This is a genomic window from Dendronalium sp. ChiSLP03b, assembly GCF_034531165.2.
Classification (GTDB): domain Bacteria; phylum Cyanobacteriota; class Cyanobacteriia; order Cyanobacteriales; family Nostocaceae; genus Dendronalium; species Dendronalium minutum.
The window spans coordinates 1-15,099 of record NZ_JAVRBR020000023.1 but is presented as its reverse complement, the minus strand read 5'-3'; the positions used below and the strand labels follow the sequence as shown (position 1 = coordinate 15,099).

Annotated in this window: 14 protein-coding genes; 11 read left to right on the top strand and 3 right to left on the bottom strand. The window is 40.9% G+C overall.

Annotated elements, in window-relative coordinates; all coding sequences use genetic code 11:
* Positions 1 to 524: 524 nt before the first annotated feature.
* From RMY31_RS06455 to RMY31_RS06440, 4 genes are all read left to right on the top strand, one after another.
* Positions 525 to 716, top strand: coding sequence for a DUF2862 domain-containing protein (locus RMY31_RS06455; protein WP_322664834.1), 192 nt, complete (start codon positions 525 to 527; stop codon positions 714 to 716).
* 86 nt (positions 717 to 802) lie between these two features.
* Entirely contained in the window at positions 803 to 1,903 is a 1,101-nt protein-coding gene (locus RMY31_RS06450) for an ArsA family ATPase (RefSeq protein WP_322664833.1), read from the top strand.
* A gap of 244 nt (positions 1,904 to 2,147) precedes the next feature.
* Positions 2,148 to 3,191 carry a chlorophyll synthase ChlG gene (chlG, locus tag RMY31_RS06445; protein WP_322664831.1) on the top strand — a complete coding sequence of 348 codons (1,044 nt, stop codon included), beginning with the start codon at positions 2,148 to 2,150 and terminating at the stop codon, positions 3,189 to 3,191.
* A 199-nt stretch (positions 3,192 to 3,390) separates the two neighbouring features.
* On the top strand, positions 3,391 to 3,678 hold the full coding sequence (locus tag RMY31_RS06440; RefSeq protein WP_322664829.1) for a hypothetical protein: 288 nt from the start codon (positions 3,391 to 3,393) through the stop codon (positions 3,676 to 3,678).
* Between the two features lie 61 nt (positions 3,679 to 3,739).
* Here RMY31_RS06440 and RMY31_RS06435 read toward each other — a convergent pair whose 3' ends face one another.
* Both RMY31_RS06435 and RMY31_RS06430 read right to left on the bottom strand, forming a co-directional pair.
* Positions 3,740 to 4,264 (bottom strand): hypothetical protein, encoded by a 525-nt coding sequence (locus RMY31_RS06435; RefSeq protein WP_322664826.1) that lies wholly within the window; start codon positions 4,262 to 4,264, stop codon positions 3,740 to 3,742.
* A gap of 78 nt (positions 4,265 to 4,342) precedes the next feature.
* A complete protein-coding gene (locus RMY31_RS06430; protein WP_096558911.1) occupies positions 4,343 to 4,582 on the bottom strand; it encodes a DNA-directed RNA polymerase subunit omega in 240 nt (79 codons plus the stop codon).
* A gap of 279 nt (positions 4,583 to 4,861) precedes the next feature.
* Here RMY31_RS06430 and RMY31_RS06425 point away from each other — a divergent pair, with 279 nt between their 5' ends.
* Positions 4,862 to 5,281, top strand: a complete 420-nt coding sequence (locus RMY31_RS06425) for a fasciclin domain-containing protein (protein WP_322664822.1) — start codon at positions 4,862 to 4,864, stop codon at positions 5,279 to 5,281.
* Positions 5,282 to 5,376: 95 nt separating this feature from the next.
* Here the strand turns inward: RMY31_RS06425 and RMY31_RS06420 are convergent, their stop codons facing one another.
* Complete coding sequence (locus RMY31_RS06420) at positions 5,377 to 6,840, bottom strand: glycoside hydrolase family 13 protein (protein WP_322664820.1); 1,464 nt, start codon at positions 6,838 to 6,840, stop codon at positions 5,377 to 5,379.
* Here RMY31_RS06420 and RMY31_RS06415 point away from each other — a divergent pair.
* The 6 genes from RMY31_RS06415 (at position 6,839) to RMY31_RS06390 (ending at position 14,769) form a co-directional block, all read left to right on the top strand.
* Complete coding sequence (locus tag RMY31_RS06415) at positions 6,839 to 7,078, top strand: hypothetical protein (protein ID WP_322664818.1); 240 nt, start codon at positions 6,839 to 6,841, stop codon at positions 7,076 to 7,078. The two genes, RMY31_RS06420 and RMY31_RS06415, sit on opposite strands and share 2 nt — an antisense overlap.
* A gap of 768 nt (positions 7,079 to 7,846) precedes the next feature.
* Positions 7,847 to 9,574 (top strand): S8 family peptidase, encoded by a 1,728-nt coding sequence (locus RMY31_RS06410; protein WP_322664816.1) that lies wholly within the window; start codon positions 7,847 to 7,849, stop codon positions 9,572 to 9,574.
* 247 nt (positions 9,575 to 9,821) lie between these two features.
* Positions 9,822 to 10,622, top strand: a complete 801-nt coding sequence (locus RMY31_RS06405) for a hypothetical protein (RefSeq protein ID WP_322664813.1) — start codon at positions 9,822 to 9,824, stop codon at positions 10,620 to 10,622.
* Between the two features lie 33 nt (positions 10,623 to 10,655).
* On the top strand, positions 10,656 to 12,572 hold the full coding sequence (locus tag RMY31_RS06400) for a pentapeptide repeat-containing protein (protein WP_322664811.1): 1,917 nt from the start codon (positions 10,656 to 10,658) through the stop codon (positions 12,570 to 12,572).
* A gap of 168 nt (positions 12,573 to 12,740) precedes the next feature.
* The gene (locus tag RMY31_RS06395; protein WP_322664809.1) at positions 12,741 to 13,040 is read left to right on the top strand and encodes a hypothetical protein; all 300 of its coding nucleotides are present in this window, start codon (positions 12,741 to 12,743) and stop codon (positions 13,038 to 13,040) included.
* 868 nt (positions 13,041 to 13,908) lie between these two features.
* Positions 13,909 to 14,769: a DUF1206 domain-containing protein gene (locus RMY31_RS06390; protein WP_322664807.1), complete on the top strand. Its 861-nt coding sequence runs from the start codon at positions 13,909 to 13,911 to the stop codon at positions 14,767 to 14,769.
* Positions 14,770 to 15,099: the final 330 nt, after the last annotated feature.

Below are 15,099 nucleotides of genomic sequence, written 5' to 3'. Positions count from 1 at the left end.
AAGCCTTTCGAGGCTTTAATTTCTAAGTTTTGGCTATAAATTTTAGTTACTGTTAGAAAATAAAGGCTCAAAGCTTGACTCAATCAAAGTTTCAGAATCTTGCTTCGATTATTGTTTTCCGAGAGTGACAGAACAGGGCTATCTGGCTCGTCGATTTCTACCGATGTCTAACGACAAGCCGCTTTGCGTCTACGCAAATGTTCTGCTAAGAGTTGTTATCGCTGCTGTTTTGGTTCTAACCACAAGCAAGCAGGAGCCAATCCTCATGAGAAAATTTCACTACCAAGCGTGAAAATGCGGAAAACGCTCAAATAAGTGCGCGATTTACTTAAATGAGAAAGCATTCAAGGATTTTGAGAAAGCAAATAGGCATTTTACTAATTCAATTCGACTCGATCGGGAAAAGCAACGCCTTTCCCTCATCTCCCCTGCTCCTCCGCCCTCATTTCCCGCTGAATCTATTACAGATGAGGCACGGATTCAGCTACACTGAGACTTGGTTTATTGCAGCATTGTGAATAGGCATGGAAATCGGACAAAAAGTTAAAGTGTTTCGTCTGCGCGATCGCGTATCTCCCCCTATCGTTAAAAAATTAGGACAAGTTGGCATCATTTTGGGCTACAAAGTCACCGATGGTGGTGGTATCGGTGTAGTAGTACAGTTTGATGACAATACTTCTACGTGGTTTTTTGAAGATGAAATCAAACCCGTATAGTAGAGATAACTCTGGGCGGAAGCTAACAGTATTTGCCTGGTGCTAAGTTGGAATTGAAAAGACAGGCGGTAATTGGAAATCAAGTAATGTCCCTGATATTGACATTTTTGGGTAAAGGTGGCATCAATCGTACCAAAATAGCGATCGCTGCCGCCAAACTACTAGCAAGCCAAGGTAAGCGCGTACTTCTAGCAGGACTGGCAGAACCAGCGTTACCCATTCTGCTAGATAAAACCCTTACTCCCGACCCCCAGGAAATTGCTCCTAATTTGCAAGTTGTGCAATTTCAAGCATCCGTGCTGTTAGAACGCAATTGGGAGGAGGTAAAAAAACTTGAAGCACAATACCTCCGCACACCCATCTTCAAAGAGGTTTATGGTCAAGAACTGGTAGTGCTACCGGGGATGGACAACGCCCTTGCCCTGAATGCTATCCGCGAATATGATGCCAGCGGCAAATATGACGCGATCGTTTATGATGGCACGGGTGATGCTTCTAGCCTGCGGATGTTAGGGCTACCAGAATCTCTCAGTTGGTATGTCCGGCGATTTCGGCAGTTATTTGTCAACTCTGACCTAGGAAAGACAATTTCTGAATCTCCTTTGATTCAACCGCTGATTAGCAGCTTTTTTAATGTCAATTGGACAGCGGATAACTTTGCCCAGCCCACTAACCAAGTCAACAATTTTTTAGATAAGGGGAAAGCTGCTCTTGCTAACCCCAATCGCATCGCTGCCTTCTTGGTCAGCACCGCAGATCCAATTGAAGTGGCAAGTAGTCGTTATTTGTGGGGCAGTGCCCAACAAATTGGTCTAACAGTTGGTGGGGCAATAATTGTGTCTTCTGAGACAAATATTAATTTGTCAGAACAATTTACACCTTTAAGCGTTAGTGTAGTTCCCGACTATACAACAGGTGACTGGCAACCGCTAATAGACGCTCTACCCAACTTTGCAGAGCGAGCGGCACAGGCTCCCAAACCAATTGAAATCGACAGCCACAACCGTCAGGTACGCTTGTTTTTACCTGGATTTGATAAAAAGCAAGTCAAACTCACCCAGTACGGTCCAGAAGTTACTGTGGAAGCAGGTGACCAGCGGCGTAATATCTTCCTCCCCCCTGCCCTGAGTGGCAGACCAGTTACTGGAGCGAAGTTTCAGAATAATTATTTGATAATTTCGTTTTAATTTTAGTAAGGAGTAAGGAATAAAGGGGACTGGGGACTAGGGATTGGGGACAAGGAAAGAGAGCCGCCTACTAGAGGCGGTGTTTTAACCAAATATTAAGAGTCCCGAATCCCTAATACAAACAACAATTCATAACTCCTAACTCTTGTACAGACGCGATTAATCGCGTCTCTACTCCTAACTCTTGTACAGAAGCGATTAATCGCGTCTCTACTCCTAACTCCTAACCGAGTAATTAAGTCTTATGTCCGAATCAACTCCCATTAATCCAAATTCCAATCCAGGTGAGGCACTAGACTCAGTAGCCATTAATTCTAACCAGGAAACAGCAGTTGGCGATCGCAGTGCCAAAACAAGGCAGTTGCTGGGTATGAAAGGCGCAGCACCAGGGGAAACCTCCATTTGGAAAATTCGCTTGCAATTGATGAAGCCCATCACTTGGATTCCCCTAATTTGGGGTGTTGTCTGTGGTGCAGCTTCCTCCGGCAACTATACCTGGACGCTAGAAAATGTGTTAAAGGCAGCAGCTTGTATGTTGTTGTCGGGACCTCTGTTGGCAGGTTACACCCAAACTCTGAATGATTTTTACGATCGCGAAATCGATGCCATCAATGAACCCTACCGTCCCATTCCCTCCGGTGCAATTTCTGTACCTCAGGTAATTACGCAGATTTTAGTATTATTTTTATCTGGTATTGCTTTGGCATTTGTTCTGGATGTATGGGCTGGTCATGAATTCCCTAACGTTACAGCTCTGGCTGTGTTTGGTTCTTTCATTGCCTATATCTACTCTGCACCTCCTCTGAAACTTAAGCAAAACGGTTGGCTAGGAAACTATGCTCTTGGAGCAAGCTACATCGCCTTACCTTGGTGGGCAGGTCATGCTTTATTTGGCGACCTCAACTGGAAAATTGTTGTTCTCACCCTAATTTACAGTTTGGCTGGATTGGGTATTGCCATCGTCAATGACTTCAAGAGTGTAGAAGGCGATCGCCAGTTAGGATTACAGTCGCTACCTGTAATGTTTGGTGTGACTACTGCGGCATGGATTTGTGTGCTGATGATTGACTTATTTCAAGGATTTATTGCCGCTTATCTCGTCAGTATCCATGAGAATTTGTACGCAGCAATTCTGGTACTGTTAATCATCCCGCAAATCACCTTCCAGGATATGTATTTTTTGCGCGATCCTCTAAAGAATGACGTTAAATACCAAGCCAGTGCCCAACCGTTCCTCGTCTTCGGAATGCTTGTTGCTGGTTTAGCACTGGGACATGCTGGCGTTTGATACAATAGTGCTGAGTGTATTATCAGTGCTGAGTTAGCAGTAAGGATTTATTAAGAATTCCTCTTATCTTCCCTTGCTTCTCCTACTCTCCACTCGCCTTCTCAGCCACTAATGAATTGATACCTCTATGGTCAGACGTTAGGAGTCAGGAGTTAGGAGTTAATATACTTCTAACTCTTAATTTTTATCAGGACTTACCGTGTTGGAACTGATATCTTTTCTCATTCATGGCATTCAACCTTTTTTAGTCCCTATTTGCTTTGTCGGTGCTTGGGTTGTAACTCTTCTCTGTTTCTGGAGTCTATGGGTAACAGCACGAGATAGTGTGAGTGCAGCGAAACAAATGCATCAAATTCCTTGCACTGGTTGCCAATTTTTTACAGCAGACTATCGTCTTAAATGCACCGTACACCCATCTATTGCTAACACAGAAGCAGCTATCGATTGTACCGACTATCAACCAAAAACGAATCCGATGCTTTATTAGCAAGCAGGGAGGCAGAGAGGCTTTTATGACTTCTAAAACCTGCTCTTGAAAGTGGGGTATTCTAGGAATTCGGACTAAAAATATTGGTTAAAACTTGTACAAAGGCGTTTCTTTGAGAGCGTGTGAGGCTTGCAATAGCTTTGCGATCGCCTGCCAAAGGACTTTGCCGTAATGTATTATTCCCTGGATAGGTAGTGTCATACATAATTTCATTTGCACCCAGGTAATCAGCCAAGGTCAACTTCCAATCTAGGCGATAATTTGGGGCACGTTCTTTTACATAAATGTGATAACGAATCAAACGACTTGCCAAGGTGTCGTTTTCAGCAACTTTCCCAGTCTCTTTGCTGATGTACTTATTTTCCTTTGGTAAGTCGGGCAATTGCTGATAAACTTGTTGCCAAACATCTCCAGGACTAACTCTCTGAGCCATAACAGGTTGGATGCCGAGTAAATTGCTTGGCGTTAATTTACTCACTCCTGAAGCAACAATTAGTACACTCACTACCATTAAGATTATGAGTACTGAGTGGAAACTCAGAATAAATTGGCGGATTGACTTAAACAGAAGTTTTTTCTTTTTCATATAGTGGATATTTTGAGGTGAAAGTGTAATGCAAATACTTTCGTACTCAGCACATAGCACTTTCAACTCAGCACTGTTTTACATTTCGCCAATAATTTCTGGCTGAGTCAGTTCGTCAGACATCTCGATAATTGCCCTCAACACTGGCTTCATCATTACGTCTTCCGCAGGGCTATCAAAGTCTTCGTAACGCCGACGCTTGGCACGATTTGCCACTTGAACTGTAATGCGATAACGATTTGAAGCTGCGCTAATTAAATCCTCAGCACGATGCATAATTTGAGACTGAGTTGTCTCGAACTTAGAACGTTTTAGCATATTCAGTGGTTTTTAGGGTCATCAGTAAGCATGAAGTATCAAGTCTGAAGTATGAAGTTGACCTGACGGGCGAATCAGCAAACTTGTATCCCATTAGATTCTTTTGACTTCAACCTTTATCCTTCATCCTTTCTTGGGGTCACTCCCCAGTTTAACAGCACTAATAAGTCTGCTGCTGTGTAGAAAATGATTGCTAACCTCTCTCTTGATAGAGGCTGATGGCTTTTCATCACTTTATAAGTGTGTTGTAACCGTAAGTTAATAAATTAACCTGACCTTATGGCTAATATTGTGGAAACTGCTGTCAACGCAGGAAATTTCAACACGCTAGTAAAGGCTATTAAAGCTGCAAACCTCTTAGAAACTCTCAAGAGTCCTGATTCTCTGACAGTTTTTGCACCCACTGATGAGGCTTTTGCTCAATTACCAAAGGCAACTCTAGATTCTCTACTGCAAGACATCCCTAAACTGAAAAAGATATTGATGTATCATGTCGCTTTTGGTGATGTTAGGTCTGACGACTTGGAACAGATCGAAGAAGCAGAGACGCTGGAGGGTTCAATTGTCGCGATCGAGTCTACTGATGGTGTCATTCAGGTGAATGGTGCTAACGTCCTCAAAACCGATATTCTCGCCGACAATGGTGTGATTCACGTAATTGATGCTGTATTGATGCCAGCAATGGTTGCTGGGAAGTAAGGGGATTGGGTACTGGGGATTGGGTATTAGAAAGAAAAACTCCTTTGGTGAATTAAATTCCTTCCTAGTCCTCAGTCTCTAATCCCCAGTCTCTGTTAACCTACACTCAGAATGCAGCCAGAACGTTCGGGAAGAGTCAAGGAAAGCTGCTGAGTCTCTCCTTCACTATTCCACTCGACTTCGGCAGTGCCATACAAAAGCTTGTTGGGTTGAGTATGCAAACTTGTGACATCGAAATTAGCTTTTGTCGATGCTGTACCGGCATTAACAGCAATAATCAATTCCTCTGTCCCTAAAGTTCGGGCAAAAACGTACAGTGCCCCTTGGGCATAAATAACTTGATAATCTCCCGTACGCAATGCTGGATAAGTATGACGCAGGGCAATTAATTGGCGGTGAGTATTGAGAATTTCCCGATCCCAGCTAGCTTCTAAAGGAAAGCCGCGACGTGAGTCTGGATCGATCGCACCAGGTAAACCAACTTCATCTCCATAATAGATACTGGGAGCGCCAGGAAAGGTGAGTACTAACAAAGTCGCCAATTCCACACTGGCTCGATCGCCGCCAGCAATAGTCATCAACCTGGCTGTGTCATGACTTGCTAACAAATTGAGTTGCGTCAGCTGAATTTCCCAAGGGTAAAGTTGCAGTAGTTCCTGGATTTTGGCAGCGTACTCGGCAGCAAATAAGGGAGGGTAGGGTTGATAATCTCGACTTTGCACTTGTTCTAGCACGACGCGATCGCCAGCGGCAAAGGCGATTGTCGGCCCGGCAAATAGATAATTCATTACCCCATCAAACTGAGTGCCATCCAGCCACTCACGCGAATCTCCCCAAACTTCACCCACAATATAGGCTTCGGGATTAATCGCTTTGACGCGATCGCGAAACTCTTGCCAAAAACCAGGAGTTTTGATTTCAAAAGGCACATCTAAGCGCCAACCATCAATGCCGAATTTAATCCAATATTCGGCAATTTCCATAATGTATTCCCGCACTTCTGGGTTGTCGTGGTTAAACGCTGGCAAGGCACGATTGTCAGCCCAACCCACGTAGTTTGCAGGAAATTCACCGTTATAGGGTGATAAGGGCCAACCTTCAATCTTGAACCAATTCACCCAAGGAGAATGAGGGCCATTTTCTAAAACATCGTGGAAAAAGAAAAAGCCACGACTGGAATGGTTAAACACTCCATCCAGAACAACTTTGATATTCCGTTGATGAGCTGCGTCTAATAGTTCCTTAAAAGCCGCATTACCACCCAGCAATGGATCGACTTGATAATAATCGTGGGTGTGATAGCGGTGATTGCTAGCCGATTGAAAAATGGGTGTGAAGTAAATAGCGTTAATGCCTAACTTCTGTATGTAGTCTAACTCTTCCAGGATGCCCCACAAATCACCGCCTTTGTAACCTTGGAGTGTTGGCATAGCTTCCCAATCTTCCCAACGAGCTTCGTGTAACAGTCGTTTGCGCGGCTGTTTGCTTCTAGCAAAGCGATCTGGAAAGATTTGGTAGAAAATAGCGTGCTTAACCCAGTCTGGTGTTTGAATTTGCATGAATTACTCTTTATACCTTCAGGAGCGATCGTTGCAAATACTTGCTGATTTACGGCTCTCACTTGTGGTAGATAATCAGGCAGAAGTGAGGAGGAACCAGTTGCGTGCGGAGAGAAGTGCGGTCTTGGGGAAACACTGCGTTGCCGGGGTTCCCCCAGTTGTAGACGCGCTTTGCGCGGTGAACCAGCGCGGTCTTGGGGGTTTCCCCCATGAGCGACTGGTGCTACCGCTACGCTAACACCAGTCGCCCCAAGTCTTCTCCTGTGGTCGACGCTAAGCGAACGCCGCAAAGCAGCTCAGTCCAAGGCGCTGGTTCACCGCGTTTTCCTCATCATTCCCTGCTCCGTTTTTTCCGTTCTTGATACAAATTTTACCAGTATTAATCTGCCTGAAAACTATATTAAATTGTTATACTTATTACTAAATAAAATTTATTTGTATTAATTAATATTTTTTTATTTGTTAAATTTATACCAATTTTGAATAATAATTGCGGCAGATTCAGCACTAAAGCAATTACCAATAATTCTTTCAGAATCCGTCTTAGAAAGTTGCCATAGCGAGCTAACGCTTCGCTATGGCAACTTTCCGCAAAATCTCAAATCCAAAATGGTATTAGCTTTGTCCGTAATCACTGGGCTAGGCAGTGAATTACTCAAAAGTGGTTCTGAAAAAAGTTAAGTAAGGACGAAAAATGCCTATAGCTCTAGCATTGTTAATGCTTACACCTACCTGTTTACAGATATTGCAAGCTACAGAAAACCATTTTGCAGGAGAAATATTCATAAAAATAACTTATAAATTAGCAATTCAGAACTAAGATTTATGAGTCATTTGTGAGCTTCCTAGGTTGACTTGATGTTATTCATTCAAAACAATAGATAACCATCGTCGCAATCAAGAATAAAAACAACAAAAATCACTGAGCTTATATTAATGGCATAGTGACTTATCCTGCTAAAATCAATGCTTTGCTTGTAACAAATAAACTAAAGTTGAGTAAAAAATGAGACACGACAAACTTTCTCCTGGGCTGTTATTGGCATATGAAGACTATCAAACTGAAGGAACACAAGCTTTAATGACGCACAGGCGATCGCTAGGTATAGTCGCCCCTAAAAGTCCTGTCAAGCCAACTAAGAGCGTCGTTTTTATCTACTGCGACTCTGATGCAGACTTGAGTCACTTGGCACAATACGGCATTGAAGTCAATCAAAACTCAGGAAGTGTGCGGACAGCTTTCTTACCCATCGATGGTTTAGATCCCTTATCTGAAGAGGCTGCCGTCCAGCGCATTAAACCATCGCGCAAATTAAAACTACGGATGGACGTTGCACCCGCAGCAGTGCAAGTACCAGATTTTAAAAGCAAAAATGACTTGACTGGTAAAGGAGTCATCATCGGTATTGTGGACAGTGGCATTGACTCGCTACACCCCGCCTTTGAAGGTCGGATTTTACGTGTTTGGGATCAAACACTGCCTGGTCCAGGAGTACCAGATGGTGGCTATGGAGCAGAATTTACGGGAATCCAAATGAGCGTTTCCCAAGATACTCATGGTCATGGCACCCACGTTGCAGGAATTGCTTCCGGTGCTGATACCACCTATGGAGGTGTAGCACCAGAGGCAGAATTGGTAATTGTCAAGTCAGATTTGCAGGATGCCCACATTGCCGATGGTGTGCGCTACATTTTCCGTATAGCTAGCGAATTGGGGCGACCAGCAGTCGTAAATCTCAGCTTAGGCGGACACGCCGATGCCCACGACGGTAGTGATTCTCTGTCAAAAATCATTGATGCCGAATCCGGGCCGGGACGAATTGTTTGCTGTGCTGCGGGCAACGAAGGAAACGATAATATTCATGGCCAGGCAAACATCACCTGCAAACGAACCAAAGGTATGCGCTTTAATGTTCCCTTGAATCAAGTGGGCATACTCTGGTTAAACGCTTGGTATAGCAGTGAAGGACAATTAGAAGTTTCAGTGCGGAGTCCCAATGGTTTCGTTACCCCCTTCCAAAAAATCATTACCGACGGTAATCCCAGCCAAAAATACGATTTGCCGGATTCACAAGTAGAAATCGTGACACCAGGGCCAGATCCTGTCAACGGCGACCATAATTTCTTCGTGCAAATTCGCGGTAAGGGTAATTCACCAGTACAAGGCGGTGTTTGGCAGTTGCGGGTACGTAATACTTCCTCATCTGACACACGGCTTGATGTCTGGACGCTAGATGATGCCTCGGCAGTGTTTTTCACAGGTACAAGTGTAAAAGATTCTGTGAAAATCGGTTCTCCAGGAGCTGCCACTAGTGCAATTACAGTTGCCGCCTATACTACTAAAGTTAAATACACAGATATTGATAACCAAGTGCGAGAAATGGGTTTGGAATTAGATACTATTTCTGAGTTCAGCAGTGAAGGGCCGTTGCGAAATAATGCTCAAAAACCGGATGTAGCAGCACCAGGAGCAATGATTGTTTCTGCGCTTTCTTCAGCCGCCAATTTTGACCGTTCCATGACTATTAATTCTAAGTTTCTGGTCATGGCCGGTACGAGTATGGCAACACCATTTGTAACTGGGTTAGTAGCACTACTATTGCAGCGTGACTCCAGGCTTGACCCAGATGCAGTGAAAGACTTGCTACGCAAAAATAGTGCCATTCCCGGAAAAACTGCGGGAACGTTTGATGACAAATGGGGTTTTGGGCTGATTAATGCAGTTAATCTGTAATTAAACTTAGAAATGCGATATATTTAAACACCAGAGTATATATCGCGTTTCTTAAGAAGAATGAATAGCGATCGCATTGTTCAGGTATCGCCTGTTGGATCTATATGCAACTAATTCCGAGCGACCTATATCCAGGAATTAGCTAATTTATATGGGCGTGAATATACTTAATAAAATAATTAAATTCTTATCAAGTTTATTGATTAAAATTTAACGAAGTATAAAATTTTACTTAATATTATATCAAATGGTTAAACTTCGTATTCAAGAATTAGCGGAAGAAAAAGTATATCGTCTACTTAGTCTCACTTCCGGAGTTTCTGAAGAGGCAATTCAGAAGTATGCAGTACAAACAACTGAAGATTTTAAAAAAATTGCCACTGCCTTAAATTGGTCTGTCACAGAACCTGGTGTTGAGAAAGTATTTCAGATGCTAAATAGTGACAAAGCTAAGGATATAGCTATCAATTTATTGAGTAGAGCTTCTAAAATTTCTGAAAATAAAATTAAGAAATATGTAAATGAAGATGAAAATTTTAATATTACAGAAAAAATAGATGATTTGAGAAAAATTGCTACAGCGTTGGATGTGAAGATAATAGAACTAGTCAAGCCGAGAGAAAAAAGAGCAGCAGTTAAACTGAAAATTTCTGAACTAGCTAGAAAAAAAGGAATAGAACTCAAGGATTTAGCAGAGCAGTCAGGAGTTTACTTTCCTATACTTTGTTTTTATAGCTCACAACCTATTGAAAAGATTAAGTTGGAAGATGAGCCTTTTCATACGAACCTTATTAATGTCTGTAAAGTTTTAAGTTGTAGCATCCAAGATTTACAAGATGAAGAAAAAGTAGAGTTACCACTAACTAGGTTGCGGGTTCAAGAATTATTGGAAGAAACAGGCTTAACAGTAAATGAGTTGAGTCTGCTTAGTGAAACAACACTTGAATTTATAGATTTAGTTGCCACAAACCCCATAGATATGAGAAATATACCTACTTGGGGAGATGAAGCAATAATATTGGAATTACTTCGCAAAATATTACCATAGTTTCATCAACAATTACTCTCGATCTACTGCTAGATGGAAACTTATCAACAAGATGTTCGTAGCAATATTTATAAAGACGAAATTTTAACCAATAGGAACTTACAAAATGTATTAGCAGGACAAAAATTTATCCAAAAGCTAATAATAGGTATTGCTAGTATTGCCTTAGCTAGTTTGCTGAGTACAGGAAATCTTTTAGCTGGCGGTGTATTAGCAGCAATTCAAAATGCTTTTAGCGTTTATTATTTCGATCTAATAGAAATTAGTGCAATTATTTTATATGCCATAGCATTAATTATATTAGTCCTTCGTGGATTTAAAATAGCTGATGCTATTTGTGTTGTAGCTTTAATAGTTATCGGTGTCATTATATATGTTTGTTTTGAAGCGGGCGATAAAAATGATGGCATAGGATTTTGGCTATTCTGTCTTGGTTTTAGCATAGCTCTAGGGTGGCTTTGGGCAAGTATTACAGCATTTTTCATAGTAGTTAGTTCTACATTCTGGGGAATAGTAGGTGAATTTCTAGCTATTACAGCTTATGGGGTAACTGCCGAAGTTTTATTGATAGGTATGTCCCAGATTACATTAAAGCAAAAACATGGTGATGATATTATCACTCTTACTGGAGCAATAGTAGTTATTTTCTCTGCTGCTATGATTGCACGACAAGCAATTAAAGGCTTACCTAAATTTGCTAGTATTAAAGACGCAGCAGTATTTTTTGCCGCAGTAGGTGGAACATCATTTTATAAAGCAGATTTAACAGATGCTTGCTTTGATAACTCACATTTACCTCATACAGATTTTAGAAAAGCTAATTTAACTCGTACTAGCTTTAAAAAAGTAACTGGCTTAGAATTTTCTCGATTGCAAGGAACAATACTGGAAAATCCAAAAGTCAGGAAATTGCTAGTAGACAAAAGAGGTTGGAATAATGAGAATGATTATACAAATGCTGATTTTAAAGGTGCTAATTTAACTAATGCTGACTTAAAAGATGCAATTTTAAGCGGAATAAATGCTTTAGATGCAGATTTTTCAGGAGCAACTTTGAGCGGTGCTTGTATTCAGGAATGGAATATCAACAAAAATACACGCTTCACAGGCGTGATATGTTCGCACGTTTATTTAAAATGTACTAAACAAGGCGATCGCATTATTCTTACAGAACGTAAGCCAGACAGTGGCGAGTTTAAAGATGGTGACTTCGAGAAATGGATCGAACAATTACAAGAAACTGTTGATGTAATCTTGACAGGTAAGTTTAACCCGAAAGCTTTTGGCATTTCACTTGATAAAGCTGCTGTTGAGCATGAAGGATTAGACCGTTCTCGTTATAGTATTGAAAGTAAGGGTGATGAAGTATATGTTGTCAAAGTAGGTGTGTCACCAGAGGCCGATAAACCTGCTATTCATCAAACAATTACAAATTACTATTACAACGAATTATCGATTCAAGGTGAAAGAGCAAATATATTGCTAAATCCATCTGGGGAAGTTGAAATTATGGAAAGTAAGAATCAAAATCAAATCAGTGCAGGTGCAAATGTAGATATGTCCAGTGGTAACAGGATTACCGTCGGCGGAGATGTCACAAACTCTAACCTAACACTAGCAGATGCAAACAGTCAGGTAACTAATACAATTCAGCAGTTAAGCGATGTTAAAACTGACAGTAGCAACGAGTTAGCAAAGATTTTAACCATTTTGCAAAAATCTATTAATGACGAACCCTTACTGTCTGAAAATCAGAAAAAAGAGGCATTGGAAGCTGTGGAGACCATAGCAGAAGAAGGTAAAAAACCACTAAAAGACCGAGGACTCAAACTCTGTTCAATGGCTGTTAATGCTCTCAAAGGTGTAACATCTGTTGTTACGGATACAAGTAAACTAGCTGAAGTCCTCAAAAGCTATCTACCCACTCTCACAAATATATTGGGTATTTAGGGGTTGTATGACTGCTAGAAAACTAACCTAACAGCAAATCTGTAATTAGACTGAGATACAAGTACATAACACCTCTACTCAAAGATAGGCGATAACAACCTATAAATCTGATATTTTGGTTATAGGATAGGCTAAAAGTTGCTTACCCTTTTTACCAAGGTATCGCTTATGAATTATCAAAAACTAGACGCTGCCCTTGCGATGGCGCTAAATGATGTTCAAAATCCCCAAGAACCAAGTTTAGTGGTTTTTATCCATACCGAACCAGTTTTAGCTCCTGCTGCAAATGCTGTTTTAGAAAATTTTGGTATCAGCGGCATAACCAGCGGTAAAGATGTATTTACGGCAACACTATCACCAAATGCAATTTCTCAGTTGTCGGACCAAGCTTGGGTGAAGTATTTAAAGCTATCGCAAAAATTGTATTTGGTTAATAACAAAAGAAGTATGGGCAGTTTCAGATTTTAATATGGATTGCGATCGCTAGTTCAAAGCAATGTTTAAAATTAGCATTGCATTAAGGCTTTTTTCGTTTTTCTAAAAACTTACACTTCACTCTTTAGAGAATGTTTAGAAAGCCAAAACAACTGGGGCACAGCTTGCGCGATCGCAGGTTAAGATTCCATTGTTCCCAAATGATGTCAGCATTGAGAGAGCCTGAATTATCTAGTTCAACTTTTACAAGTGTTTTTGCCTAAACCAACTCCTTAATTGAATATATAAATTTGATTTATTAATTCAGTAACTCTCGTCTACCTTGAAAAATGTAGTTTTTTGCCAAGATATTGAGATTGCTTCCTTACGTCGCAATGACGCATCTGAATTATTGAAAACTCCAGGTTTCAACATGGACGAGGTTTATATTAATTTTTTGGCGCTACATATAAAGTTTTGCCAAACTGTTTTTGTCCACGATCTCTCATCTTATATTTAAGTCGTACAAATCTTACCTGAGAAAAGGTAAAGATATCAAAAACATATCTGCTGGTAGATACAGTAGAGAAAAAATATCCTATATCATTATCAAATCTCGTTCGGAGTGAAGAAATCAAAAAATACTTTTTGTCTGCAATTATATTTGAGGTTGCACAGAAAGTATTGCTGCCAAATCTCCTATGTCACTGTAATTATAGGCTTCAATAATTATGTGTATGCATATAAAAAAACTGCTATCAAATATAAAAATATTGATCGAACCAAATAGCGCTCCTGTAATTAGTTTTCAAGATTATAAATGTGTGTGAAAACAAGCTTTTTAACAAAATTATTTTTCATTGAAAAGATTAGCTTTTTAGCTTTAAACAATCAAATCACTATAGAGAGTAGATAAAAACCTATGATACGACCTAATTTACCTACTAATATTCAAAAACCACTAAAACAAGCAGTTACTAATTCTGCTTTTGAGCGTTTAGCGAGATTAGGTTATGCTGCAAAAGGAGTAGTCTATTTTGTTGTGGGCTTTCTTGCGGCACAAGCAGCATTTGGCGTTGGCGGCAAAACCACAGATACCAGAGGTGCTTTGGAAACAATCGTCTCTCAGCCTTTTGGAAAATTTCTGTTGAGCATCCTAACCGTTGGTCTAATTGGTTATGCACTCTGGCGCTTGGTAGAAACCATTTACGATCCGGAACACTCAGGTCAAGCAAGGGATACCAAACACACAGCTAAACGCCTAGGTTACGGCTTTAGTGCTTTGGCTTATGGAGGTTTGGCATTGACAGCAGTGAAGTTAATTATTGGTTCGGGTAAAGATAGTGGCAATTCTACCCAAGACTGGACAGCAAAATTGCTTGCTCAACCTTTTGGACAATTACTTGTGGGATTGGTTGGGGTAATTGTAACTGGTGTTGGGATTTATTACCTTTATGAAGCATACAAGTGCAAGTTTCGAGGCAATTTCAAATTGCAAGAAATGTCTGCCAACGAGCAAACCTGGGCGATACGTACGGGCAGATTTGGCATTGCTTCTCGTGGTGTTGTCTTTAGTATTATCGGCTTTTTCTTGATTCAAGCAGCACATCAATCCGATCCCAGTCAAGCTAAAGGTTTGGGTGAGGCACTAGCTACGCTAGCAAAACAACCCTTTGGCCCTTGGATTCTAGGTTTAGTAGCTTTGGGTCTAATTGCTTACGGCATCTATTCATTGGTAGAGGCCCGCTACCGGAAAATTACTAACTCTAACGTTCGCATTTAATTTAAGGATGTCAGGAGAATCAAAGTAAGCACCCAATTAGGTCTCAAGGAATACATCAATTGCTAGATGGCACGGATACATGACAAATTTTAAATTACAGCATATTTCAAGTTGGTGAGGTACAGATAATTGTAAGGGCGAACAGCCGTTCGCCCCTACTTGTGTACTTTACTAACTTGAAATCTGCTGTATCCCTCTTCTGTCACTTTCCGGGTATTCTGAATAAAAGAATCAAAAGAAAAAACTCTGGAAGGTAAGCAGGGCAATGGATGTAGAATTACAAATCCTGAAGCATTTGGCGAGAGATGCTCACCCAACAGTTGCCATCAT

Bases quoted from the DNA above. Each gene is read 5' to 3' on its own strand.
- RMY31_RS06415 (WP_322664818.1), top strand. From the start codon at position 6,839: ATGAATTACTCTTTATACCTTCAGGAGCGATCGTTGCAAATACTTGCT.
- RMY31_RS06390 (WP_322664807.1), top strand. From the start codon at position 13,909: ATGATACGACCTAATTTACCTACTAATATTCAAAAACCACTAAAACAA.
- RMY31_RS06405 (WP_322664813.1), top strand. From the start codon at position 9,822: ATGGTTAAACTTCGTATTCAAGAATTAGCGGAAGAAAAAGTATATCGT.
- RMY31_RS06435 (WP_322664826.1), bottom strand. From the start codon at position 4,264: ATGAAAAAGAAAAAACTTCTGTTTAAGTCAATCCGCCAATTTATTCTG.
- RMY31_RS06420 (WP_322664820.1), bottom strand. From the start codon at position 6,840: ATGCAAATTCAAACACCAGACTGGGTTAAGCACGCTATTTTCTACCAA.
- RMY31_RS06455 (WP_322664834.1), top strand. From the start codon at position 525: ATGGAAATCGGACAAAAAGTTAAAGTGTTTCGTCTGCGCGATCGCGTA.
- RMY31_RS06430 (WP_096558911.1), bottom strand. From the start codon at position 4,582: ATGCTAAAACGTTCTAAGTTCGAGACAACTCAGTCTCAAATTATGCAT.
- RMY31_RS06410 (WP_322664816.1), top strand. From the start codon at position 7,847: ATGAGACACGACAAACTTTCTCCTGGGCTGTTATTGGCATATGAAGAC.
- RMY31_RS06450 (WP_322664833.1), top strand. From the start codon at position 803: ATGTCCCTGATATTGACATTTTTGGGTAAAGGTGGCATCAATCGTACC.
- chlG (WP_322664831.1), top strand. From the start codon at position 2,148: ATGTCCGAATCAACTCCCATTAATCCAAATTCCAATCCAGGTGAGGCA.
- RMY31_RS06395 (WP_322664809.1), top strand. From the start codon at position 12,741: ATGAATTATCAAAAACTAGACGCTGCCCTTGCGATGGCGCTAAATGAT.
- RMY31_RS06425 (WP_322664822.1), top strand. From the start codon at position 4,862: ATGGCTAATATTGTGGAAACTGCTGTCAACGCAGGAAATTTCAACACG.
- RMY31_RS06400 (WP_322664811.1), top strand. From the start codon at position 10,656: ATGGAAACTTATCAACAAGATGTTCGTAGCAATATTTATAAAGACGAA.